This is a genomic window from Nocardioides sp. NPDC092400 (assembly GCF_040684155.1).
Taxonomy (GTDB): domain Bacteria; phylum Actinomycetota; class Actinomycetes; order Propionibacteriales; family Nocardioidaceae; genus Nocardioides.
In genome coordinates this window covers 1-23,487 of sequence record NZ_JBFBFJ010000002.1, presented here as the reverse complement: position 1 = coordinate 23,487, position 23,487 = coordinate 1, and the positions used below count along the sequence as shown (strand labels likewise).

The 23,487-nt window shown below is 73.4% G+C and carries 21 protein-coding genes and 1 pseudogene; 15 read left to right on the top strand and 7 right to left on the bottom strand.

All coding sequences use genetic code 11. The annotated features are described in order from the left end of the window. Nucleotides 1-24 precede the first annotated feature (24 nt). Nucleotides 25-1,509, bottom strand: coding sequence for an MFS transporter (locus AB0N29_RS07610; RefSeq protein WP_364865531.1), 1,485 nt, complete (start codon nt 1,507-1,509; stop codon nt 25-27). Between the two features lie 180 nt (nt 1,510-1,689). Between AB0N29_RS07610 and AB0N29_RS07605 the strand changes: the two genes are divergently transcribed. Further along, on the top strand, nt 1,690-2,589 hold the full coding sequence (locus AB0N29_RS07605) for a helix-turn-helix transcriptional regulator (RefSeq protein ID WP_364865529.1): 900 nt from the start codon (nt 1,690-1,692) through the stop codon (nt 2,587-2,589). A 16-nt stretch (nt 2,590-2,605) separates the two neighbouring features. Here AB0N29_RS07605 and AB0N29_RS07600 read toward each other — a convergent pair whose 3' ends face one another. From AB0N29_RS07600 to AB0N29_RS07580, 5 genes are all read right to left on the bottom strand, one after another. Continuing rightward, the gene (locus AB0N29_RS07600) at nt 2,606-3,538 is read right to left on the bottom strand and encodes a DMT family transporter (RefSeq protein WP_364865527.1); all 933 of its coding nucleotides are present in this window, start codon (nt 3,536-3,538) and stop codon (nt 2,606-2,608) included. Nucleotides 3,539-3,662: 124 nt separating this feature from the next. Beyond that, complete coding sequence (locus tag AB0N29_RS07595; RefSeq protein WP_302268797.1) at nt 3,663-4,526, bottom strand: IclR family transcriptional regulator C-terminal domain-containing protein; 864 nt, start codon at nt 4,524-4,526, stop codon at nt 3,663-3,665. Between the two features lie 19 nt (nt 4,527-4,545). After that, entirely contained in the window at nt 4,546-5,331 is a 786-nt protein-coding gene (locus AB0N29_RS07590) for an SDR family oxidoreductase (RefSeq protein ID WP_302268795.1), read from the bottom strand. After that, nucleotides 5,328-6,095 carry an SDR family oxidoreductase gene (locus AB0N29_RS07585; protein ID WP_364865524.1) on the bottom strand — a complete coding sequence of 256 codons (768 nt, stop codon included), beginning with the start codon at nt 6,093-6,095 and terminating at the stop codon, nt 5,328-5,330. Before AB0N29_RS07585 ends, AB0N29_RS07590 begins: the two co-directional genes overlap by 4 nt. Then, nucleotides 6,092-6,967: a TIGR03619 family F420-dependent LLM class oxidoreductase gene (locus AB0N29_RS07580; RefSeq protein WP_364865522.1), complete on the bottom strand. Its 876-nt coding sequence runs from the start codon at nt 6,965-6,967 to the stop codon at nt 6,092-6,094. The genes AB0N29_RS07585 and AB0N29_RS07580 overlap by 4 nt, the downstream gene beginning before the upstream one ends. 142 nt (nt 6,968-7,109) lie before the next feature. Here AB0N29_RS07580 and AB0N29_RS07575 point away from each other — a divergent pair, with 142 nt between their 5' ends. The 8 genes and pseudogenes from AB0N29_RS07575 (at nt 7,110) to AB0N29_RS07540 (ending at nt 14,678) form a co-directional block, all read left to right on the top strand. Then, on the top strand, nt 7,110-8,075 hold the full coding sequence (locus AB0N29_RS07575; protein ID WP_364865520.1) for a VOC family protein: 966 nt from the start codon (nt 7,110-7,112) through the stop codon (nt 8,073-8,075). 197 nt (nt 8,076-8,272) lie between these two features. Next, on the top strand, nt 8,273-9,007 hold the full coding sequence (locus AB0N29_RS07570) for an amino acid ABC transporter ATP-binding protein (protein WP_302271747.1): 735 nt from the start codon (nt 8,273-8,275) through the stop codon (nt 9,005-9,007). Beyond that, on the top strand, nt 9,007-9,747 hold the full coding sequence (locus tag AB0N29_RS07565) for an amino acid ABC transporter permease (RefSeq protein WP_302268790.1): 741 nt from the start codon (nt 9,007-9,009) through the stop codon (nt 9,745-9,747). Before AB0N29_RS07570 ends, AB0N29_RS07565 begins: the two co-directional genes overlap by 1 nt. Before the next feature lie 79 nt (nt 9,748-9,826). Continuing rightward, nucleotides 9,827-10,684 (top strand): ABC transporter substrate-binding protein, encoded by an 858-nt coding sequence (locus tag AB0N29_RS07560; RefSeq protein ID WP_302268789.1) that lies wholly within the window; start codon nt 9,827-9,829, stop codon nt 10,682-10,684. Between the two features lie 3 nt (nt 10,685-10,687). After that, nucleotides 10,688-12,157 carry an FAD-dependent oxidoreductase gene (locus tag AB0N29_RS07555; protein WP_302268788.1) on the top strand — a complete coding sequence of 490 codons (1,470 nt, stop codon included), beginning with the start codon at nt 10,688-10,690 and terminating at the stop codon, nt 12,155-12,157. After that, nucleotides 12,154-13,275: pseudogene (locus AB0N29_RS07550) on the top strand (FAD-dependent oxidoreductase); the annotation flags it as partial. The gene AB0N29_RS07555 and the pseudogene AB0N29_RS07550, both read left to right, overlap by 4 nt. A gap of 126 nt (nt 13,276-13,401) precedes the next feature. Further along, nucleotides 13,402-14,355 carry a dihydrodipicolinate synthase family protein gene (locus tag AB0N29_RS07545; protein WP_364865517.1) on the top strand — a complete coding sequence of 318 codons (954 nt, stop codon included), beginning with the start codon at nt 13,402-13,404 and terminating at the stop codon, nt 14,353-14,355. After that, a complete protein-coding gene (locus tag AB0N29_RS07540) occupies nt 14,352-14,678 on the top strand; it encodes a (2Fe-2S)-binding protein (protein ID WP_364865515.1) in 327 nt (108 codons plus the stop codon). The genes AB0N29_RS07545 and AB0N29_RS07540 overlap by 4 nt, the downstream gene beginning before the upstream one ends. Nucleotides 14,679-14,691: 13 nt before the next feature. Here AB0N29_RS07540 and AB0N29_RS07535 read toward each other — a convergent pair whose 3' ends face one another. Then, nucleotides 14,692-16,101 carry an NAD-dependent succinate-semialdehyde dehydrogenase gene (locus AB0N29_RS07535; protein ID WP_364866829.1) on the bottom strand — a complete coding sequence of 470 codons (1,410 nt, stop codon included), beginning with the start codon at nt 16,099-16,101 and terminating at the stop codon, nt 14,692-14,694. Between the two features lie 182 nt (nt 16,102-16,283). Here AB0N29_RS07535 and AB0N29_RS07530 point away from each other — a divergent pair, with 182 nt between their 5' ends. The 6 genes from AB0N29_RS07530 to AB0N29_RS07505 all read left to right on the top strand — a co-directional run. Continuing rightward, on the top strand, nt 16,284-17,663 hold the full coding sequence (locus AB0N29_RS07530) for an aminotransferase (RefSeq protein ID WP_302268784.1): 1,380 nt from the start codon (nt 16,284-16,286) through the stop codon (nt 17,661-17,663). After that, nucleotides 17,660-18,763 (top strand): NAD(+)/NADH kinase, encoded by a 1,104-nt coding sequence (locus tag AB0N29_RS07525; RefSeq protein ID WP_364865512.1) that lies wholly within the window; start codon nt 17,660-17,662, stop codon nt 18,761-18,763. Before AB0N29_RS07530 ends, AB0N29_RS07525 begins: the two co-directional genes overlap by 4 nt. A gap of 23 nt (nt 18,764-18,786) precedes the next feature. Further along, on the top strand, nt 18,787-20,169 hold the full coding sequence (gene gcvPA, locus AB0N29_RS07520) for an aminomethyl-transferring glycine dehydrogenase subunit GcvPA (protein ID WP_364865510.1): 1,383 nt from the start codon (nt 18,787-18,789) through the stop codon (nt 20,167-20,169). After that, nucleotides 20,166-21,716 (top strand): aminomethyl-transferring glycine dehydrogenase subunit GcvPB, encoded by a 1,551-nt coding sequence (gene gcvPB / locus AB0N29_RS07515; protein ID WP_302268780.1) that lies wholly within the window; start codon nt 20,166-20,168, stop codon nt 21,714-21,716. Before gcvPA ends, gcvPB begins: the two co-directional genes overlap by 4 nt. Further along, nucleotides 21,713-22,639 carry a 3-hydroxyacyl-CoA dehydrogenase gene (locus tag AB0N29_RS07510; protein WP_364865508.1) on the top strand — a complete coding sequence of 309 codons (927 nt, stop codon included), beginning with the start codon at nt 21,713-21,715 and terminating at the stop codon, nt 22,637-22,639. The genes gcvPB and AB0N29_RS07510 overlap by 4 nt, the downstream gene beginning before the upstream one ends. A 123-nt stretch (nt 22,640-22,762) precedes the next feature. Further along, nucleotides 22,763-23,487: FAD-dependent oxidoreductase (locus tag AB0N29_RS07505; RefSeq protein ID WP_364865506.1), on the top strand; the 725-nt coding region annotated here is incomplete at its 3' end.

Below are 23,487 nucleotides of genomic sequence, written 5' to 3'. Positions count from 1 at the left end.
GACCGGCCGGTCCACCGGTCGCGGTCACGGGGTGCGGGGAGTCGGCGAACGTCGTCCCGGCGTGCGCAGGAAGGCGTGCACGAGCAGCGCGGTGAGGAGGCAGAGGACCGCGTTGGCGCCGATGGCGACGGTGAGGCCGGTCAGGATGCCGGAGGAGTCGGTCGAGTCGGTCGCGGCGTCACGGGTGTGGACGGTGGCGGTGAGGATCGCCGACATCACCGGGATGCCCAGGGTGATGCCGACCTGCTGGCTCATCGTCGCGAGCCCCGTCGCGAGTCCTTGCTCGTCGTCCGGGACACCCGCGGTGACGGAGACCATGAAGCCGACGATGGCCACCAGGTTCGCGACGCCGCCGACGAAGGTCGCGACCAGCAGCAGGACGATGAAGGCCGGGGAGGTCCCGAGCAGCACCAGCGAACCGGTCGCCACCCCTTGGGCGACGAGGCCGCCCACGATGGCCCGGGGGCTGCCGACGGCAGCGATGACCTTCGGGGCGAGCAGGCCGCCGAGGACGGTGCCCGCACCGAGGACGGCGAACGCGAGCCCGGCGGCGAGCGCGGAGTAGTCGAGCACGTCCTGCAGGTAGAGGGTCAGGAGGAACACCAGCGACGTCTCGGTGACGAACGCCATCAGGCCGGCCACGTTGCCCCACCCGACGGCACGCCGCGCCAGCAGGCTGAAGGGGACCAGCGGCTCCTCGACGCGGCTCTCCACGACGCGGAAGGCGAGCAGCAGCACCGCACCGAGGAGCAGCGGGACCAGCGCGGCGGGGTCCTGCCAGGACTGCTCGCCCGCGACGGTGAGCCCGTAGACGATCGCGAGCAGGCCCAGGGTCACGGTGACGGCGCCGGGCACGTCGAGGCGAGGGCGACGTTCGGGCCTGCTCTCGGTCAGGACGACGGGGGCGACGGCCAGGACGACCACGGCGACGGCGACGTTGACGTGGAACGCCCACCTCCAGGAGAGCAGGTCGGTGAGCACGCCGCCGAGCACGGCGCCCGTGGTGAACCCCGCGGCCATGAGCGCGCCGTTGAGTCCCAGCGCGCGGTCGCGACGAGGCCCCTCGGCGAACGACGTGGTGAGCAGGGACAGCGCCGCCGGGGTGACGATTGCGGTCGCGAGGCCCTGGGCGACCCGGGCCGCGACCAGGACCCCGGGAGTCGTGGCCAGACCTCCGACCAGCGAGGAGACGGCGAGCAGGACCATGCCGAGCAGGAACAGCCGGCGGCGTCCGAACAGGTCCGCGACCCGTCCGAACAACAGGGTGAAGCCGGCTGCGAACAGGGCGAACGACGTGGACACCCACTGCAGGTCCTCCAGCGCGAACCCCACGTCCGTGCCGATGGCGGGCAGGGCGACGTTGAGGATGGAGAAGTCCACCGCGAGCGTGAAGCCGGCGGTCAGCAGCACCGCCAGGACCAGGCGCTCGCGACCGCTCGTCGCGGCGCCGGTGGCGGGAGGGGCGGGTGCGGAGGGCGTCGGTGGGGCGTGCTCGTCGAGGTGCGACATGCGCGGGTCCGTTCCGGTCGAGGGCTGGGCGAGGGCTGGGGTCGTGCTGCGGACGAGCGTCCGACAGCCGCCGGAGGTCAGCCAGGCCCCCGGCCCGCCCACGCCCGGCGCGCCTACGCCGGCTGTGCCTACCCCTGCCAGGGACAGGCGCCTGTCGCGTCCACGGGCGACACTGGGCGGGTGGATGGACGAGGAGCACCGCCCCCGGCTGCGCTCGGGGAGTTCCTGAGGTCGCGTCGGGCACGCATCACGCCCGAGGACGCCGGCATCGTGTCCCACGGGGCGCGCCGCGTGCCCGGCCTGCGGCGTGAGGAGCTGGCGCTGCTCGCGGGTGTGAGCGCCACCTACTACACGCGGCTGGAGCAGGGGCAGAGCACGAACGCCTCGGCGTCGGTCGTCGACGCCCTCGCGCGGGCACTCGCGCTCAGCGACGACGAGAGGGCCCACCTCCACGACCTGGCGCGCCCGCGGGCCGCCACGCCTCTCCGCAGCCCCAGGCGGGACCACGTGCGCGCCGGCACCAGGACCCTGATCGAGGCCATGACCGCCGTCCCTGCCGTCGTCCTGGGCCGTTCGACCGAGGTGCTCGCCTGGAACCGGCTGGGCCACGCCCTCGTCGCCGGGCACGTCGACCGGGCAGCTCCCGAGGAGGCCGGCGTCCGGCCGAACCTCACCCGCATGCTCTTCCTCGACCCCCACACCCGCGAGCTCTACGCGGACTGGGACGAGGAGGCGTCGCGGGCCGTGGCCTCCCTGCGGCTCGTCGCCGGTCGTCACACCGATGACCGGAAGCTCACCGACCTCGTCGGCGAGCTCTGCATCAGCAGCCGCGACTTCGCGCGCCTGTGGGCCAAGCACCCCGTCCACAGCTGCACGAGCGGGACCAAGCGGCTCGACCACCCCGAGATCGGGGCCGTCGAGCTCGGTTTCGAGGTCCTCCACCTGCCCGACAACCCCGGGCACCGCCTGCTGACCTACACCGCAGCGGAGGGCAGCGCGGCCCAGCACGCGCTGGCGCTCCTCGACGCCGTCGCCCGGGAGGAGCGCCCGGCGCCTGTGCGGTCCGGGTCACGGGGCTAGGGCGGATCGGTGCCCCTCAGGGGCCGCCCTGCGGTCCGTCGGGGCGAGCGGTCTCGCCGGCCGGCAGCGGTCCTAATGCCTCCGCCTCCGGGCCGAGGGTGGCGAGGAGCGCCGTGCCGACCAGCGCGGCTCCCACGAGGGTCGGTCCGTCGAGGGTCTCGTCGAGCAGGACGACGCCGGCGGCCACCCCGACCAGCGGGGTCACGAACGACAGCACGCTGAACCGCGCGGCACCCATCCGGCCGATGAGCCAGTTGGCCAGGAGCAGGGCGACGATCGAGCTGACCAGCGTCAGGTAGGTGTAGGCCGACCAGGCCTGCGTCCCGCCGGGCAGCCGCACCGACCCCTCGAACGCCACCGCGGCGAGCGCGACCAGGGCACCGCCGATGAGGTTCTGGCCCGCGACGACGCGGAGCAGGTTGAGCCCGCCGAGGCGGGCCTTGATGTAGACGAAGACCGCGCCGTAGATCGTGACCCCGGCCAGCACGGCGGCGGCGCCCGCGGCCGCGCTCGGGCCCGGCACCCCGGCGCCGCGGAAGACGACCACCATGCCGACCATCCCGAGGGTCAGGCCGGCGGCGAACCGTCGGGTCGGCACCCGGCGCTGGGCGAGGTGGACGACCAGCGCGGTCGTCACCGGCTGGGTGCCGGCGATGAGGCTGGCCAACGCCGCGCCGATGAACTGCTGGCCCCACACCGTGACGCCGAAGTTGACCGCCATGCCGAAGACCCCGACGGGCCAGATCACCCGCCAGCCGGCCGGACCCAGCGGCCGCCCGGCGTACGACGTCAGCAGCAGCGGCGCCAGCACGACCGCGGCGCCGAGCAGCCGCAGCGCGCAGAACCACAGCGGCTGCCAGTCCGCCAGCAGGCCGGCCTTGATGGTCAGCGGGGTGGTGCCCCACACCAGGCCGAGCGCCACGAAGGCGACGGCCGTGCGGGCGCGCACGGGAGGCCCCGTCGGGTCGGAGGACATGCCGGCCTCTCTTGCAGGAGGGCGTGACGGACCGCGCGACCCGCCGGGTCGCGGGTCCTCGGGTGGTGACGGCTGGGGGTGCGCGGGGCCCGGGTGGCTAGTCGGACCAGCTGACGGAGTGGCGCATGCCCAGCTCGATGTCGGCGGCGGCCTGCTGCACCCGCGGCGCGAGCGCCACCATGTCGGCGGCGGACCTGCGCCCGATGTGGGTGGAGAGGTTGACCGCCGCGCGGGTGCGCCCGTGCCGGTCGCGGACGGGAACCGCGATCGCGACCAGGCCGATCTCGAGCTCCTGGTCGACCAGGGCGTACCCCTGCTGCCTGACCTTCGAGAGCTCCTCGCGGAGGGCGGTCACGTCGGTGATCGTGTTCGGGAGGATCGGGTCCAGGTGGGTGTTCTCGAGGTAGGCGTCGAGCTGGGCCGGCGGCAGGTTCGCCAGCAGCACCCGCCCCATCGACGTCGCGTACGCCGGCCGGCGGGCGCCGATGCTGACCGAGATCGTCATCAGGGCCGGCCCGGGCACCCGCACGACGTACACGACGTCGCCGCGGTCCAGGACCGAGCCCTCGCTGGCCTCGCCGGTCTCGGCGACCAGCCGCTCGAGGTGCGGCAAGGCGGCGTCGGGGAAGGTCAGCGAGGAGAGGTAGGAGTAGCCGAGCTCCAGCACCTGCGGGGTCAGCTGGTAGCCGTCACGGTGGGTCTGGACGTAGCCGAGCTCGGTGAGGGTGAACAGGAAGCGGCGCACGGCGGCCCGGGTGAGGCCGGCGAGGTGGGCGATCTCGGAGACCGTCAGCCGGGGCCGGTCGGCGTCGAAGACCCGGATGATCGCCAGCCCGCGCTCGAGCGACTGCACGAAGTCGCGGTGCTTCCCGCTCGAGGCCTCCTCGGACTCCGCCATCGCCGGCTCCGTCATCGCGGCCTCCGCCTGCTCGTCGACATCGCTCGACCTCGTCGTCGCCACCCGAGTTCTCCCATCCACTTCACCGGACATAGGACGCACCGTTCAGGTCCAGCGTGGCCCCGGAGAGACTAGGACACGCGTCGGACGCCAGGTAGGTGATCAGGGAGGCGACCTCGTCCGGTGAGACGAGGCGCCCCATGGCCAGTCCCTCGGCGACGGCCTGCCGGTGCTCAGAGTCCTGGTCGGCGATACCCATGCCGGCGTCGACGACGCCGGGCGCCACGACGTGGACCCGGACCCCCGCGCGGGCGTGGTGGCGGGCGAGCGTCTGCGCGAGGTTGCGGATCGCCGCCTTGGACGCGGCGTACCCGCTGACGTCGAGGATCCGCGAGCCCTGTTCGGCGGCCCAGCTCGAGACCACGACGGCGGTGCCGCCGCCCCGGCCGGCGAAGGCGCGGACGGCCTCGCGCAGCAGGGCGCCGGCGCCGAGGACGTTGACGGCCAGCGACTGCTCCCAGCCGGCGTCCCACTCCTCGTCGGTCCCGTCGAAGGGGGTGGGCGCCATCGTGGCGGCGTTGACGACGACGACGTCGATCGGACGCACCGCCTCCGCGTCGGCCCAGAGCCGGCGCGCGGCGTCCGGCCCGGACAGGTCGCCCTCCAGGAGATGCGCCCGGTCGCGGTGCGGTCCGGCGACGGCGGCCTCGGCCGCCGCCCGCCCGGTGCGGTACTGGCCGACGACGTCGGCGCCGGCCGCGAGCAGGGCCCGCGCCGTCGCGGAGCCGATGCCGCCGGAGGCGCCGGTCAGCAGGACGGTGCGACCGGCCAGCGCGCCGGTGGGTGCGGGTGTCGCGGAGGCGCTCACAGGAGGCCTCCGTCCACGGGCAGCAGCTGGCCGGTGATGCCCGCGGCGAGGTCGCTGAGGAGGAACGCGGTCGCATTGACCACGTCCGCCGTCGTCGCGGTGCGCCGCAGCGCGGTCTGGTCCGCGGCCGCGGCGAGCGCCTGCTCGGGACTCAGGCCGGTGCTGCCGGCCCGCGAGCGCATCCGGTCCAGCAGGGCGTCGGTCGCGACCGGCCCCGGGGCGACGCAGTTGATCCGCACCCCGTCGGGGCCCAGCGCGGCCGCCGCGGAGCGGGCGAGGCCGAGGGCGGCGTGCTTGCTGGCGACGTAGGACCAGATCCGCGGGTCGCCGCGCCAGGAGTTCAGCGAGCCGACGACCACGACGGAGGACCCCGGCCGCAGGACCGCGCCCGCGTGCTTGAGCACGGCGGCGACGCCGCGCACGTTGACCGAGAGGACCCGGTCGAGGTCGTCGAGGTCGAGGTCGCCCGGCTCCTGCCAGGTGGGTACGACGCCGGCCGCGGCGACCACGCCGTCGATGCCGTCCGGGTGGCCGGCCGCGTGCGCGACCGCGCCGGCGACCTGCGCCTCGTCGGTGACGTCCGCGTCGACTCCGGTCCACCCGGCCGGGAGCGTCCAGGGGGTGCCCGGGAGGTCGACGGCGACGCCGCCGGCCCCCATCGCGGCGAAGGTCTCGACCATGGCGGCGCCGAGGCCGCGCCGGGCGCCGGTGACCAGGACGCGACGACCGGGCAGGAGGGGTGCCTCGGGGGCAGCGGTGGTCACCGGGTGGCCTCGCGCAGGACGTCGAGGACCGCTGCCGGGTCGCCGTCCAGAGCGGTGTCCACGACGACCTCGTGGAACCCGATGGCGTCGAGGTCGGCCAGTCGTGAGGCGACGACCGCCTCCTGCCCGGTCGACTCGACCAGGCGCAGGACGAAGCGGAGGGCGGCGGGGTCCTTGCCGGCCTTCTCGGCCTGGGCGCGCACCGCGTCGACCTCGGTGGCCAGGTGGTCGACGTCGAGGGCCGGCACGGCCTGCTGGGCCAGCCAGCCGTCGCCGAGCGAACCGGCGCGGCGGAAGGCGGCCTTGGTGTGCCCACCGACGAGGAGCGGGACGGGGTGCGGGGGGGCGGGCAGCTGCACCAGGCCGTCGGCCAGCGGGTAGACCCCGTCGTTGGCCGCCGGGCGACCGGTCCACAGGTCGCGGAGGAGCCCGAGCCAGGCCTCCATCCGCTTGCCCCGCTCCTCGAACGGCGAGCCGAGCGCGGCGAACTCCTCCTGGAGCCAGCCCGCGCCGACCCCGAGCTCGATCCGGCCGCCGCTGAGGGCGTCGAGGCTCGCGACCTGCTTGGCGAGGAGCACCGGGTTGCGCTGGGGCAGGACCAGCACGGCCGTCCCCAGCCGCACCCGCTCGGTGGCAACGGCGGCGGCGGCGAGAGCGACGAGCGCCTCGACGTAGGGGATGTCGCCGGTCCAGGGCGCCCGGCCGTCGCCGGCGAAGGGGTAGTAGGACCCGATCGTCATCGGCATCACGACGTGGTCACTGACCCACAACGAGTCGAAACCGGCCTCCTCCAACGCACGCGCGCGGGCGGGGATCGAGGAAGGATCGACGGGTCCGGTGTGGGGCAGCTTGACCCCGAGGGCGATCGGCACGAGGTCAGTGTCGCGAGCCGTCAGGTGTGCGTCAAGCGCACAAAAAAACGCAAAGCGGTTAGTCCGTACGTATTGCGCACATCACACCGATCTGCGAACATCCTCCCCGATGCGTCCCCACTCCGAGAGGAATTCGTCGCGGATGGCAGTCTCCACGCCGACACACCGGCAGTTCGGCACCCTCGTCGGCCTCGACCACATCGGCATCGGTGTCACCGACATCGACGCGGCCCGGTCGTTCTACGGCGAGCTGGGCTTCACCGACGAGTCCTTCGATTACACCGGGACCCTGCCGGGGATCTCCGGCCTCACCGGGCACGCGGAGACCCGGGCCCGGGTGCTCTACCTGCGTGCCGGGACCCCGACGGTGCTCGGGCGGGCCGGCGTGAAGCTGGTCCAGGTCCTCGACCGGACGCCCCCACCCCGGCCCGAGGGCCAGGCGTGGGGCGAGCCCGGCATCTGCGAGGTCTGCGTGCACGTCAACGGCCAGGCCGACTTCCACGCGGAGCTGGTCGCGCGCGGTCACACCAACCTGATGGACCCCAACGAGGCCGACCTCGACCCGTACCAGACCCACTGCGGCCTGTCGTACGTCGAGGACCCCGACGGCGCCAAGATCGAGCTGATCGAGTGGTCCACGCTGGCGGCCGGCTGGCCGCTCGAGGACGGCCCGCACGGGGTCAACCACGTGGCGTTCGGCGTCACCGACATCGAGCGGACGCGCACCTTCTACCAGGCGCTCGGCTTCACCGGCCAGCTCTTCGAGTCCGACGGGTACTTCGAGCCGATGCACCCCTGGTTCGGCGACCGGACGCCGCCGCGCCAGCGGATGATGCTGCTGACCAGCCCCATCGGCGGTGCCCTGGAGCCGGTGCAGCACTACCCCGCCTCGCCCGACATGCGCGGCGAGTGGGGCCACCTCGGCACCTTCGAGTTCGCGATCGGCGCACGCTGCCTCGAGAGCGCGGTCGACCACCTCGGTGGTCTCGGCATCGAGCTGGTCGGCGAGCCCGCCGCGCTCGACGTCGGCGAGGGCGGCACCTGGCGCTACGCCTACTTCAAGGACCCCGACGACCTGTACGTCTGCGTGACGGAGGTACGCGCATGAGCACCCTCGAACCCACCGGCCCGAGTGCCGTCACGACCGACGCGGTGACCCCGCCGGTCACCCCGCCGGCGCTGCCGCCCGACGGGTCCGCCGCGACGCCCGCCGAGCCGGCCTCCCACGCGTCCGTCCCGGCGTCGCCGGCCACGGCCCGGGGCCCGCTCGCGTCCACCGCCGCCGCCGGCGAGCCGGTCGTGCGGATGCGCGGGCTGAAGAAGTCCTTCGGCAGCCTGGAGGTCCTGCACGGCATCGACCTCGACGTGCACGCCGGCGAGCACGTCGTCCTGTTCGGACCCTCCGGGTCGGGCAAGTCGACGGTCCTGCGCAGCATCAACCTGCTCGAGGAGCCCGACTGCGGCTCCGTCTGCGTCGACGGCGTCGAGTACGGCCCGGGCTTCGCCGGCGAGAAGTCGGTGCGCCGGGGCAAGCCGATGGAGCTGCGCCGCAAGGTCGGGATGGTCTTCCAGCAGTTCAACCTCTTCCCCCACCTCACGGCGCTCGACAACGTCGCGCTGCCGCTGCGGTCGGTCAAGGGGATGAGCAAGGAGGACGCGATGCGCCGCGCGGCGGAGTCGCTGCGCCAGGTCGGCCTGCTCCAGCGGGCCGCCCACTACCCCGGCCAGCTCTCCGGCGGTCAGCAGCAGCGGGTCGCGATCGCGCGGGCGCTGAGCCAGGACCCCAAGGTGATGCTGTTCGACGAGCCGACCTCCGCGCTCGACCCCGAGCTGGTCGGCGAGGTGCTCCGCGTCATGCACGAGCTCGCCGACGCCGGGATGACCATGGTCGTCGTCACCCACGAGCTCGGGTTCGCCCGCGAGATCGGCGACCTCAACGTGTTCATGGACCAGGGTGCGATCGTGGAGACGGGGGCCGCCGAGATCTTCGACGAGCCCTCCAACCCGCGCACCCGCGACTTCATCCGGGCGGTGCGCTGATGGGAATCACCGACTACGACTGGTCCCTCGTCTGGGATTACCGGGGCGACCTGCTCCGAGGACTGCTCACCGCCCTCGAGGTGTCGGTCGTCGCCCTGGTCATCGCGACGGTCGGCGGCCTGGGCCTGGCCATCCTGCGGATGGGCAAGGCACCGATGTCGTGGATCGCGGCGATCTACATCAACGTCTTCCGCGGCATGCCGGCGCTGGTCACGGTCATCTGGATCTACTTCGGCGTCTCGCTGCTGCTCGGGGTGAACTTCAGCGTCTTCCAGGCCGGTGTCATCGCGCTCTCGCTGCTCTACAGCGCGTTCATGGCCGAGATCTTCCGCGCCGCCCTCCAGGCGGTGCCCCACGGCCACCGCGAGGCCGGCCAGGCCCTCGGCATGCGCGACGCCCGGATCTTCTCCTCCGTGGTCGCCCCGCAGGCGTTCAAGATCGCGCTGCCCAACATCGGCAGCATGTTCATCGGGATGATCAAGGACACCTCGACCTTCACGGTCATCGGGCTGCTCGAGGTCGTCCGGGTCACCCAGAACGTCAACGCCCAGACCTTCCAGCCCTTCGTCCTCTACACGGCGGCCGCCGCCATCTACGTGCTCGCGGCCTTCGGTGTCGACCTCCTCTTCCGGCTGCTCGAGGCCTCGCTCTCCAGCCCGCCGAAGGGCGGCGTCTCCAAGCTGCTGCGCGGCCGCAAGCAGCGGCGCATCCAGGCCCTCATCACCGAGCTGGCGGCCTGACCCACACACGTCCGGGTGATCTCGGTGGCCCGGTCAATCCCGCACCAACCACCGATACACCCCTCCGGAAGGAACTGCTGTGCCCGCAAACACCCGTACGTCGCTGTGGCGACGCTCCGCCGTCGTCGGCACCTCGCTCGTCCTCGCCCTGTCCCTCGCCGCCTGCGGCGGTGACAGCGACGCCTCCTCCGAGGAGGGGTCCGGCGGTGGCTCGGGCCTGATGGAGGACGGCGTGCTCACCGTCGGCATGAACCTCCAGTTCGAGCCGGAGATGTACCTCGACGAGAACAACGAGCCCGCCGGCTACGACGTCGACCTGCTCGAGCAGCTCGCCGACGAGATGGGCGTCGAGCTCGACATCGTCAACCTCGACTTCGACGGCCTCATCCCCGGCCTGCAGTCGAAGAAGTTCGACATGGTCTCGGTCGGCCTGACGGCCACCGACGAGCGCAAGCAGGTCGTCGACTTCAGCCGCGAGTACGTCCCCTACGTCAGCGTCCTGGCCGTCCCGGAGGACGACGAGGGCCCGTTCACCATCGAGAACTACGACGTCGAGGGCAACACGATCACCGCGCTCCAGGGCTCCTCCGGCGAGCAGCTGGCCAAGGACACCTTCCCGAACGCGTCGGTGGAGGGCTTCGGCCAGCAGAACTCCGCGCTGCTCGAGGTCGCCACCGGTCGTGCCCAGGGCGCCGTCCTCGAGGACTACATCCTTGCGCAGTACATCGAGGCCAACGAGGGCGAGCTGAAGGTCGCCGACCTGCCCGAGCCGCTGGCCATCGGCTACGGCAGCTGGGCGGTCCAGAAGGGCAACACCGCCCTGGTCGAGCAGCTCGACGAGTTCCTGTGCGACGCGCAGGAGGGCGGCGACCTCGCCGCGGCGTACAGCAAGAACTTCGGCGTCGACGACTTCCCGACCATGCCGGGTGGGTGCTGACCTGTGCCTGACGACGCGCAGCACCTCGACCTCCTCGTCGTGGGGGGCGGACCCGCAGGGATGTCCGCCGCCCGGACGGCGGCGGGGACGGGCATGCAGGTGCTGCTCGTCGACGAGCGGCCGTCGCTGGGCGGCCAGATCTACAAGCAGCCGGGTCCGGGCTTCACCGTCACGGACCCGGCTGCGGCCGACCGCCAGACCCGCTCGGGCCGGTCGTTGATCGCCTCGGTCGAGCGCTCGGAGGCCGCGGTCGCGCTGCGCACCTCGGTCGTGGCGGCCGAGCAGGAGGAGGACGGCTTCGCGGTCGTGCTCGTCCGGGACGGCGAGCCGGCCACCACCCTGCGCGCCCGCCGCGTCCTCGTCGCACCCGGCGCGCACGACCGGCCGGTGGTCTTCCCCGGCTGGACCCTGCCGGGCGTCGTGACCGCCGGCGGCATGCAGTCGATGGCCAAGAGCCAGGCCGTGCTCCCGGGGCGGCGGATGGTCTTCGCCGGCTCCGGCCCGGTCGCGCTCGCCTTCCCCGCCCAGCTCGCGCACTACGGCGCGCACCTCGTGGCCGCCCTCGAGGCCGGCCCCGCGCCGCGCCCCGGTGACGCGCTCCGGGTCGCCGCGGCGCTGCGCGGGAACACCTCGCTGCTGCGCGACGCCGCCCGCTACCGCGGGGGCCTGCTCCGCCACCGCGTGCCGCTGCACTACGGACGCATCGTCGTCCGTGCCGAGGGCGAGGGACGCGTGGAGCGCGTCGTCCACGCCGCCGTCGACCGCGACTGGCGGCCCGTGCCGGGCACCGAGGAGACCGTCGAGGCGGACGTCCTGTGCGTCGGCTACGGCTTCGTCCCCTCGCTGGAGCTGCTGCGCCTGCTGGACTGCTCGACCGAGCACGACGAGGACCTCGGTGGCCGGGTGGTCACCAAGGACGACTGGGGCCGCACCTCGACCACGGGCGTGTACGCCGCGGGCGACGGCACCGGCGTGGAGGGCTCCTACGTCGCTATCGACGAGGGGGAGCTCGCCGCCCTCGGCGTGGCGCTCGACGCCGGCGTCCTCGACCGGGCGACCGTCGAGGACCGCGCGGCCGGACCGCGCCGCCGGCTGCGCCGCCGACGGGCGCTGGCCCGTGCGACCCGGCGGATGTACCGGGTCGGCGACGGCATCCACGAGCTCGCCGACGACACCACGACGGTGTGCCGCTGCGAGAACGTCCGCCAGCAGGAGCTCGTGCGGGCCGTCGCCTCGACCGACGACGTCAGCGTGGTCAAGGCGGTCACGCGCGCCGGCATGGGCCCCTGCCAGGGCCGCAACTGCCAGCGCCACGTCGCCGCGCTCGTCGCCCGCACCCACGGCCGTCCGGTGGGGGAGATCGACCTGGCGACCCCGCGGATGCCGCTGCGGCCCGTGCCCATCCGGGCGATCGCCGACGCCACCGTCGCCGATCCCGGCCTGTTCGTCGCCGAGCAGGAGGACCGCTCGTGACGGCCGCCGTGCCACCCCTCGCCTCCCTCCGCGCGCCGCTGCCGGAGGAGACCGACGTGGTCGTCGTCGGCGGCGGGATCGCCGGCGCCGCCGTGGCCTACTACCTTGCCCGGGAGGGCGTCGAGGTGGTGCTGCTCGAGCGTGGCGAGCTGAACCGCGAGGCCTCCGGCACCAACGCCGGCAGCTTCCACCTCCAGCTGGCCATCCACCAGCTCTCGGGCAAGGGGACCGGCGCGGACCGGGACCGGCTGCTCGCCGACGCCCGGCTGAGCCTCGAGGCCTACGCGCTGTGGCAGGACCTCGACCGCGAGCTCGACGGGTCGGTGGACCTCCACCAGACCGGCGGCTGGATGGTCGCCGAGACCCCGGAGCAGGTGCGCGTGCTGCACGAGAAGCACGAGCTCGAGCTGCTCGCCGGCATCGAGACCGAGGTGGTCACGGGCGCGGAGCTGCGCGACCGCGCGCCGTACTTCTCCGACCGCGTCCTCGCGGCGACGTACTGCCCGACCGAGGGGCACGCCAACCCGCTGGCGGTGACCCCGTTGTACGCCGCCCGCGCGGTCGAGCACGGCGCCGAGGTGCGCACCCACGTCGGCGTCCGCAGCGTCGAGCAGCACGCCGGCGGGGCGCACCGGTTCACCGTCGAGACCACGGCCGGGCCCGTGCGGGCGCACCGCGTCGTGGACTGCGCGGGCGCCTGGTCCGGCGAGCTGGCCGCGATGGTCGGCCTGCGCTTCCCCGTGCGCCACGAGGGCCTCCACGTGAACGTCACCGAGCGCCGCCCGGCGCTGCTGCCCTCGATGGTCCAGCACATCGGGCGCCGGCTCACCCTCAAGCAGAGCGAGCAGGGCACCTTCATCATCGGTGGCGGCTGGCCCTCGCCGGCCGTGCCGCTCCCGCGCCGCTACCCGACCCGGTGGCAGAGCGCCGCGGGCAACGTCAACGTCGCCCTCGACGTGGTGCCCCGGCTCGGCGACGCCCGCGTGGTGCGCACCTGGTCCGGCGTCATCGTCTTCACCGACGACATGTCCCCGGTGGTCGGGGAGTCGCGGCGGGTGCCGGGCTTCCATGCCTGCGTCGCCAGCACCGGCTTCACCTTCAGCCCGATGTTCGCTCGCCAGCTCGCCGAGCAGATGGTGCGACCCGGCGAGCACGACCCTTTTCCCGAGCGCTACGCGCTCGACCGCCTGCACACCTGAGGGACGCCCCCCGGCGAGCCCCACCACCCGAGGAGAGACGCACACATGAACCGCGACGACGTCGACTGGCAGGGCTACTTCCCGGCCTTCGTGACCCCGTTCACCGCCGACGGCGACCTGGACCTCGACACGCTCGCCGCGCTGGTCGACCACTACGTGGCCGAGGGCATGCACGGCATCGTCGTCAACGGCACCTGCGGCGAGTGGTTCTCCCAGACCGACGACGAGCGGCGACAGGTCGCCGAGGCCGCCGCGGCCCAGGCCGCCGGCCGCCTGCGCGTCATCGTGGGCTGCACGGCGTACACCGCCGAGCAGAGCGCCGAGCTCGGCCGCCACGCCCTGGCGTCCGGGGTGGACGGCGTGCTCGTCTCGCCGCCGCCCTACGCCAAGCTCTTCGCGCCGGAGGTCGTGGCGTTCTACGAGGAGATCAGCGCGCTGGTCGACGGCCCGCTGACGGTCTACAACTGGCCCTGGGGCAGCGGCGTGGACATCGACACCGAGCTCGCCGACCGGCTCGCCGACGTCCCGAACGTCGTGGCGATCAAGGACAGCACGCCCGACGCGGACCAGTTCTTCGCGACCTCGCGCCGGGTCCGCGACCGGGTGCGGGTCTTCGGGCCCTACCTCGGCGAGCGGGGCCTCGAGGAGCTCACCACGCACGGCGGTGACGGCACCGTCGGCGGCGGCTCGCTGTTCGGGCGCCCCGACCCGCAGTACTGGGAGGACGTCTGGGCCGGCGACATCGACGCCGCCCGCGCGCACGCCGTGCGCTCCGACCGCCTCTTCCCGCAGCTGTGGCTGCCGGGCGGCTGGGCCGGCAAGTACGGGGCCTACCAGAGCCAGCTCAAGGCCCTGATGCACATGCTGGGCCAGCCGGCCGGGCACGTGCGCCGTCCCCGCCTGCCCGTCACCGACCCCGCCGCTCTCGCCGAGATGCGCGCCGTCCTCGTCCGCGAGGGCCTGCTGGCCGCGGACGAGCGGCAGGACCAGCCGGCGTGAGGCGCGACCGCAGGAGCGCCCGGATCGACCCCCAGCCGGGGGTCGACCGCGGCCCGCGCGCGCGCATCACCGTCGACGGCCGCTCGGTCGACTGCTACGTCGGCGAGAGCGTCGCGGCCGCGATGATCGCCGACAGCGGCGACCTCGCCCTGCGCCGCACCGCGGACGGCGAGCCGCGGGGGCTCTTCTGCGGCATGGGCGTCTGCTTCGAGTGCCTCGTCGTCGTCGACGACGTCCCCAACACCCGGGCGTGCATGACCTGGGTCCGCGACGGCATGGCCGTCGGGACCCAGGTCGGCCCCGAAGGGCGTGGCGACGCCTGACGGCGCCGGCTGCTCAGCCGACGCCGTCGATGCAGAGGTACTTGATCTCGGTGAACTCGTCGATGCCGTGCCGCGAGCCCTCGCGGCCCAGCCCGGACTCCTTGACCCCGCCGAACGGGGCGCCCTCGTAGGAGATCAGGCCGGTGTTGATGCCGACCACCCCGAACTCCAGCGCCTCGCCCACGCGCCAGGTGCGCCCCGAGTCGCGGGTGAAGAAGTAGGCCGCGAGCCCGAACTCGGTGTCGTTGGCCAGCCGCACGGCCTCCTCCTCGGTCTCGAAGGAGATGATCGGGGCCAGGGGGCCGAAGGTCTCCTCCCGGGCCACGAGCATGTCGCCGCGCACGCCGGTGAGCAGGGTGGGCTGGAAGAAGGTGCCGCCCAGCTCGTGCACGTCCCCGCCGACCTCGACCCGGGCACCGGCGCCGACCGCGTCGGCGATGTGGCGCCGGACCTTATCCACGGCCTCCGCCGAGATCAACGGGCCCTGCTGGGAGCCCTCGCTGAACCCGTTGCCGACCTGCAGCGCGGTGACGGCCTCCCGCATCCGCGCGACGAAGGCGTCGTGGATCCCGGACTGGACGAGGATCCGGTTCGCGCAGACGCAGGTCTGTCCGGCGTTGCGGAACTTCGAGGCCATCGCCCCGGCGACGGCCTGGTCGAGGTCGGCGTCGTCGAAGACGATGAGGGGAGCGTTGCCGCCGAGCTCGAGGGCGAGCTTCTTCACCGTGCCGGCGCTCTGCGCCATCAGGAGCTTCCCGACCTCGGTGGAGCCGGTGAAGCTGAGCGCGCGGACAACCGGGCTGCTGGTGATCACCTCGCCCACCACGCGTGCCGGGCCGGTGACGACGCTCAGCACGCCGGCGGGCACGCCGGCACGGGCGGCGAGCTCGGCCAGTGCCGTCGCCGAGAGCGGCGTCTCGGCGGCGGGCTTGATGATCATCGAGCAGCCGGCGGCCAGCGCGGGCGCCGCCTTGCGCAGGATCATCGCGGAGGGGAAGTTCCACGGGGTGATCGCCGCGGTGACGCCGATCGCCTGGCGGACGGTCACGAGGCGGCGACCCGGGACGTTGCTCGGGATCACCTCGCCGTAGGTGCGCTTGCCCTCCTCGGCGTACCACTCGACGAAGCCGGCGCCGTAGAGGATCTCCCCGCGCGCCTCGTGCAGGGGCTTGCCCTGCTCGGCGGTGAGGATCGCGGCGAGGTCGTCGGCGTGCTCGACGATCAGGTCGTACCAGCGGCGCATCACCTTCGCGCGCTCCGGCGCGGGCCGGGCCGCCCAGGCGTGGCCGGCGACCTCAGCCGTGGCGATCGCTCGCTCGACATCGGCGGCGTCCGCGGCCGCCATGGTCGCGACCAGGTCACCGGTCGCGGGGTCGAGGACGTCGAACGGCTCCCCGGCGCCGTCGCGCCACTCGCCGTCGATGAACAGCTGGGTGCGCAGCAGTGCCCGATCGGTCAACCGGTCGGCCTCGAAAGTCGTGTTCACAGGTGCCTCTCTGGTCGCGGCCGACAAGGTTGTGGCCGGTCTGCGCCCAATCGTACGCTTTGCGCACGAAAAGTGCTACGGTTCCCAGGACTCACCGGACTCCCGAGATGCAGGCAGACATGACGATCGCGAGCAACGTCGACGACCTCGACCGCCAGTACTTCTTCCACCCCTTCACGCACGCGAAGGACCACGAGCGCACCGGGCCGCTGATGATCGCCAGCGGGCGCGGGTCGACGCTCGTCGACGTGTCGGGCCGGGAGTACCTCGACGCGATGGCCGGCCTGTGGTGCGTCAACATCGGCTACGGCAACGAGGAGATGGCCGAGGCGCTGGCCGCCCAGACCCGGACGTTGGCCTACTACCACACCTTCGCCTCGATGGGGAACGAGCCGGTCGCGCGGCTCGCGCACCGTCTGGTGACCGAGGCCCCGGGCCGGATGGCGAAGGTCTTCTTCGGCAACAGCGGCTCGGACGCGAACGACACGCAGGTCAAGCTGGTCTGGTACTACAACAACGTCCTGGGCCGCCCGGAGAAGAAGAAGATCATCTCCCGCGAGCGGGGCTACCACGGCGTCACCGTCATGTCCGGCAGCCTGTGCGGCCTCCCCGGCATGCACACCGGCTTCGACCTGCCGTTGCCGATGGTCCGCTTCGCCCGCGCGCCCCACCACCGCTTCGAGGGCCAGGAGGGGGAGAGCGAGGAGCAGTTCGTCGCCCGCCTCGCCCGCGAGCTCGACGAGCAGATCATCGCCGAGGGGCCCGAGACGGTCGCCGCCTTCATCGCCGAGCCGCTGCAGGCGGCCGGCGGCGTGATCGTGCCCCCGGCGTCGTACTTCCCGGCGATCCAGGAGGTGCTGCGCAAGCACGACGTGCTGCTCATCGCCGACGAGGTCGTCTGCGGCTTCGGCCGCACCGGCGAGTGGTTCGGCTCCCAGGCGTTCGGCATGGAGCCGGACCTGATGACCGTGGCCAAGGGCATCACCTCGGCCTACGTCCCGCTGTCGGCCTGCCTGGTCTCCGACGCCGTCTGGGACGTCATCGCGTCGGGCTCGGACACCTACGGGCTCTTCAGCCACGGCTACACCTACTCCGCGCACCCGCTGGCCGCGACCGCCGCGCTCACGAACCTCGACATCATCGAGCGCGACGGGCTGATGGGTCAGGCCAAGGCGCGCGGCGACCACCTGCACGCCCGCCTCCGCGAGGCCTTCGAGGGCCACCCCCTGGTCGGGGAGGTCCGCGGGCACGGCCTGGTCGGCGCCGTCGAGCTGGTGGAGTCCCAGGAGGGCCTGCGCCGCTTCGAGCCGCGCGGCAAGGTCGCCGGCGCGCTGGTCAAGCGGGCCCGCGAGCTCGGGGTCATCACCCGGGCGCTGCCGAATGCCGACACGATCTCCTTCTCGCCGCCGTTCGTGGTCACCGAGGCCGAGCTGGACCAGATGGTGGCGGGGACCCGCCAGGCCCTCGACGACGTGTGCCGAGAGCTCGGCCTCGCGTGAGCGGTCCGGTCCTCGGCCTCGTCGTCAACCCGGTCGCCGGGATGGGCGGCCGGGTCGGCCTGCACGGGACCGACGGCCGGCTGGACCGCGCCCTCGAGCGGGGCGCCGTCCCGGTCGCCCCCGCCCGGGCCGACCGGGCGCTCGCCCGCCTCCAGCAGCTGGCGCCGCACCTGCGGGTCGTGGCCGGCGGCGGGGTCCTCGGGGCCGACCACCTGCGCGACCGGGGGTGGGACGTCACGGAGCTGCCGACGCGCCCCGGGCGCGCGCGCTCCGGCACCGACGCCGAGGACACCCGCGAGACCGTCCGGGCGATGGTCCGGTCGGGCGTGGGGCTGGTGCTCTTCGTCGGCGGTGACGGCACCGCGCGCGACGTCGCCGCCGTTGTCGGTGACGTGCCCGTGCTCGGCGTCCCGGCCGGGGTGAAGATGCACTCCGGCGTCTTCGGCACCACGCCGGAGGCGGCGGCCGCCGCCGCCGCCCGCTTCCTGGCCGGTGACGAGACCGCCACCCGGCCCGCCGAGGTCGTCGACCGCGACGAGGCCGGCGACGTGCGCCTGCACGGCACCGTGCAGGTGCCCGCGGTGCGCTCGGCGGTGCAGGCGCGCAAGGGCACGGCGGGCACCGCCACCGACGACGCCGCCGCGCTGGCCCGCCGGGTCGCCGCGGAGATGGAGCCCGGCCGGCTCTACCTCCTGGGGCCGGGCACCACGGTGGCCGAGGTCGGAGCCGCGCTGGGCGTGCCCACGACGGCGCTGGGCGTCGACGCCGTCCTCGACGGGCGCTCGGTGGCCGTGGACGCCAGCGAGGCCGATCTGCTCGCCCTGCTTGCCGAGCACCCCCGGGCCGGCCTGGTCCTCGGCGTGGTGGGAGGTCAGGGCTTCCTGCTCGGCCGCGGCAACCAGCAGCTGTCGCCGGCCGTCCTGGCCGCGGTCGGCACCGACCGGATCGAGGTCCTGGCGACCCCTGCGAAGGTGGACGCGCTGGCCCAGCCGGTGCTCCACGTCGACATCGACGACCCCGGCCTGGCATCCCGCCTGGTCGGCTACCGCCGGGTGCGCACGGGGCCGTCCCGCAGCACCGTCCTGAGGGTCGTGGCGTGAGCCGCGTGACGAGAGGAGCCCGAGTGGCACATCCCTACATGCCCAACTCCACGGCCGAGGCCAAGGCCAGGATGCTGGCGTACGTCGGCGTGGACGACGTCGAGGAGCTGTTCGAGCAGATCCCGGCCGACCACGTCTCCCGTTCCGGCAACGGCCTCGCCCCCGGGATCAGGTCGGAGGCGACCCTGCGCCGCCGCGTGCGCACCCTGGTCGACCGCAACGACGACTGCGTCGGGAACCTCAGCTTCCTCGGCGCCGGGACCTGGCAGCACCACGTGCCGGCCGTCGTCGACGAGATCGTGGGCCGCAGCGAGTTCCTCACCCCGGTCTGGGGCACGCCGTCCTCCGACCTCGGCCGCAACCAGGCCTGGTTCGAGTACGCCTCCATGCTCGGCGAGCTGCTCGGCATGGACTTCGTCGGCCTGCCGGTCTACAGCTGGGGCGCCGCCGCGGGCAACGCGCTGCGGATGGCGGCCCGGCTCACCGGTCGTGGCGAAGTCGTCGTACCGGCCTCGATCTCCCCCGAGCGACTCGCGGTGATCCGCACCTACTGCGGCCTGGCGGAGGGCAACCAGCCGATCGCGGTGCGGCTCGTCGACGTCGACCCGGCCACCGGCTGCGTCGACGTCTCCGCGCTGGCCCTCGACGCGGACACCGCGGCGGTCTACCTCGAGACGCCCAACCACCTCGGAGTGGTCGAGACCGCGACCGCGGCGATCGCCGCGGCGTGCCGTGCCAACGGCACCGAGACCGTCCTCGGCGTGGACCCGGTCTCGCTGGGGCTGCTCGCGGCGCCCGGCGACCTCGGCGCCGACATCGTCGTCGGCTCGACCCAGCCCCTCGGTGTGCACCTCCACGCCGGCGGCGGCGTGGGCGGGTTCATCGCCACCCGTGACGAGGAGCGCTACGCGCGGGAGTACCCCACGCTCCAGGTCAGCCTGGCCGAGACCGTCCGCGGGGAGCGGACCTTCGGCATGGCGCTGTTCCACCAGACGTCCTACGGCTCCCGCGAGGACGGCAACGACTGGACCGGCAACTCGGTCTACCTGTGGACCGTCGCCAACGCCGTCTACATGGCCCTGCTCGGACCCGAGGGCTTCGCCGAGCTCGGCCGGACGATCCTGTCCAACGCGCGGTACGCCGCGGGGCGGGTCGCCGAGGTCGACGGCGTCGAGGTGCGCTGGCCCGACAGCTTCTTCAAGGAGTTCGTCGTCGACCTCACCGCCACCGGCCGCACCGTCGCGGAGGTCAACGCCGGCCTGCGCGAGCACGGGATCTTCGGCGGCAAGGACCTCTCCGCGGACTTCCCCTGGCTGGGTCAGTCCGCCCTGTTCTGCGTGACCGAGATCCACACCGCCGACGACATCGACCACCTGGTGCAGGCCCTGAAAGAGGTGCTGTCATGACCGAGACCACTCCCTCCGCGGCGGCACGACTGCGCCGGTACCAGGCCCCGGTCTGGGACGAGCCGCTCATCATGGAGATGAGCGGCGCCGGGCGCCGCGGCAACGTTCCCCCCGAGCCGATCGAGGCGCTCGACCCGGCAGCGGCGCTCCCGGCCGGCCTGCTGCGCGCGGTCGCCCCGGCGCTGCCCGAGGTGGCCGAGCCCGACGTCCTGCGCCACTACCTCCACCTCTCCCAGGAGACGATGGGGATGGTGGGGATCAGCCTGTTCGGCACCTGCACCATGAAGTACAACCCCCGCCTCAACGAGCAGCTTGCCGCCCGCGACGGCCTGGCCGAGATCCACCCCGACCAGGACGACAGCACGATCCAGGGCCTGCTCGAGGCGGTGCACCGCTTCGACCTGATGCTGCGCGGGCTCTCGGGCATGGACCGCTTCGTCTTCCAGCCCGGCGGCGGCGCGGCCGCGGCGTTCACCCACGCCGCGGTCACCCGTGCCTACTTCGCCGACCGCGGGGAGCTCGGGACCCGGCGCGAGATCATCACGACCGCCCAGGCCCACCCCTGCAACCCCGCCACGGCGTCCGCGGCCGGGTTCGACATCATCACGCTCCCGGTCGAGGCCGACGGCTACCCCTCGCTCGACGCCCTGAAGGCGGTCGTCTCCGAGCGCACGGCGGCGCTGATGATGAACAACCCCGACGACATGGGCATCTACAACCCCCACGTCAAGGAGTGGGTGCGCACCGTCCACGAGGTCGGCGGGCTCTGCTTCTACGACCACGCCAACTTCAACGGCGTGATGGGCCGGCTGCGGGCCGCCGAGCTCGGCTTCGACGCCTGCATGTTCATGCTGCACAAGACCTTCGGCGTGCCGAAGGGCGGCGGCGGGCCGGCGGTCGGCGCCTACGGCTGCACGGCCGAGCTCGCGCCGTACCTCCCCGGTCCGCTGGTCGAGGAGACGCCCGACGGGTTCGTGCGCCGCGAGAACGAGCGCGGTGTCGGACGGGTGCGCGAGTACCTCGGCAACGTCAACCAGGTCGTCAAGGCCTACTCATGGCTGCTGGCCATGGGCGGCGACGGCATCAAGGAGGCGGCCGACCTCTCGGTGCTCGCCAACAACTACATGGAGAAGCGGCTCCTCGGGCTGCGCGGCGTCACCAAGTCGGTGCCGGAGGCCACCCAGCACCGGCTGGAGATGACCCGCTTCAGCCTCGAGGAGTACACCGCCGAGACGGGGCTCACCGCCGCCGACGTCCAGAACCGGATGACCGACCACGGCATCGACGCGTTCTGGATGAGCCACGAGCCGTGGATCGTTCCGGAGCCGTTCACCCCCGAGGCCGGCGAGACGTGGTCGCTGGAGGACATCGACTACTGGATCGACGTGATGGCGCACGTGCTCGAGGAGGGCCGGGCCGACCCCGAGCTGGTCCGCACCTCGCCGCACCACCAGGTCGTCGGCCAGATCGACGGCTCCTCGCTCGACGATCCCGACCGCTGGGCCACGACCTGGCGGGCGCACCTGCGCAAGCAGGGCCGCGCGTGAGCGGCTCCGCGGTCGCCGTCGTCGGCGCCGGCAGCATCGGCGTCGCGTGGGCCGTGGTCTTCGCCCGCGCCGGGCACCAGGTACGGGTCCACGACGTGGACGCCGCCCGCCGGGACCTTGTGCCCCGCGAGGTGCGGGAGCGGGCCGACGAGCTGGCCGCCCACGGACTCCTCGCGGATCCGGAGGCCCTCGCCTCGCGGGTCGAGGTCGGTGACGACCTCGCCGAGGTCGTCGGCCCGGCCGTCCACGTCCAGGAGTGCGTCGTGGAGTCCGAGGAGGTCAAGCGCGAGCTCTTCGCCGTGCTCGACCGGGTCGCGTCGCCGACCGCGGTGCTCGCGTCCTCCTCGTCGATGATGCCGGTCTCCCGGTTCGCCGCCGACCTTCCCGGCCGCGACCGGTGCCTCGTCGTCCACCCGGGCAACCCGCCCTACCTGCTCCCGGTCGCCGAGCTGGTTCCCGCGGAGTTCACCTCCGCCGACGCCGTCGAGCGGACCCACGCCCTGCTGCTCGCCGCCGGCATGGCGCCGGTCCGGGTCGAGCGGGAGGTCGAGGGCTTCCTCTTCAACCGCCTCCAGGGCGCCCTCCTGCGCGAGGCCTACCGGCTCGTGCGCGACGGGGTCGCCTCGGCCACGGACGTCGACCGGGTCGTGAGCCAGGGGCTCGGCCGCCGGTGGGCCGTCCTCGGGCCGTTCGCCACCGCCGACCTCAACACGCGCGGCGGACTCACCCGGCACGCCGAGCTGATGGGCCCGGCGTACCTCCGCATGGGCGCCGAGCACGGCGAGGTCGAGGAGTGGCCGGCGGAGCTGGTCGCCCGCGTCGCGGACGACCTCCACGCCGAGCAGCACCCGGACGAGTGGGCGGCCAACGTCCTGAGCCGGGACCGCGCGCTCATGCGGGTCGCCGGCGCAGTCACCGGCTGACCCACGCAGCACCCGCTTCACCCCCCGGCGGCCACCGCCGGGGGCGCCTCTCGGGGCTCATCTCTCGGGGCCCGTCTCGGGGCCACCACCCACAGCCACCTCACCCAGATCCAGGAGCCAGACATGCGCATCGGCGTGCCGAAGGAAGTCAAGAACCACGAGTACCGCGTCGCGATCACGCCGATCGGGGTGCACGAGCTGGTCGCGCACGGCCATGAGGTGCTGGTCGAGGCGGGTGCGGGTGTGGGGTCGTCGATCCCGGACGAGGAGTACGTCGCGGCGGGCGCGAGGATCGTCGGGGACGCCGACGAGACCTGGGGTGCTGCGGAGATGGTGTTGAAGGTCAAGGAGCCGGTGGCTGAGGAGTACCACCGGTTGCGTGAGGACCTGACGTTGTTCACCTACCTGCACCTGGCGGCCGACAAGGCGTTGACCGAGCAGCTGTTGGCCGCCAAGGTCACCGGGATCGCCTACGAGACGGTGCAGCTGCCCTCGGGCGGGTTGCCGTTGCTGTACCCGATGTCGGAGGTCGCGGGTTGCCTGGCCCCGCAGGTCGGTGCCTACAGCCTGCTCAAGGCCGAGGGTGGCCGGGGGGTGCTGATGGGTGGTGTCGGTGGTGTGGCGAACGCGAAGGTCGTCATCATCGGTGCCGGTGTCAGCGGGCAGAACGCCGCGAACATCGCGTTGGGCATGGGTGCGGACGTGACGCTGCTCGACACCGACCTGGACAAGCTGCGGATGTCGTTCTGGCGCTACAACAACCGGGTGCACGGGTTGGCGTCCTCGAAGCTGGCGATCGAGCAGCAGGTGACCGAGGCCGACCTGGTCATCGGTGCGGTGCTGATCCC

Bases quoted from the DNA above. Each gene is read 5' to 3' on its own strand.
- AB0N29_RS07610 (WP_364865531.1), bottom strand. From the start codon at position 1,509: ATGTCGCACCTCGACGAGCACGCCCCACCGACGCCCTCCGCACCCGCC.
- AB0N29_RS07575 (WP_364865520.1), top strand. From the start codon at position 7,110: ATGGCAGTCTCCACGCCGACACACCGGCAGTTCGGCACCCTCGTCGGC.
- AB0N29_RS07570 (WP_302271747.1), top strand. From the start codon at position 8,273: ATGCGCGGGCTGAAGAAGTCCTTCGGCAGCCTGGAGGTCCTGCACGGC.
- AB0N29_RS07565 (WP_302268790.1), top strand. From the start codon at position 9,007: ATGGGAATCACCGACTACGACTGGTCCCTCGTCTGGGATTACCGGGGC.
- AB0N29_RS07545 (WP_364865517.1), top strand. From the start codon at position 13,402: ATGAACCGCGACGACGTCGACTGGCAGGGCTACTTCCCGGCCTTCGTG.
- AB0N29_RS07530 (WP_302268784.1), top strand. From the start codon at position 16,284: ATGACGATCGCGAGCAACGTCGACGACCTCGACCGCCAGTACTTCTTC.
- gcvPB (WP_302268780.1), top strand. From the start codon at position 20,166: ATGACCGAGACCACTCCCTCCGCGGCGGCACGACTGCGCCGGTACCAG.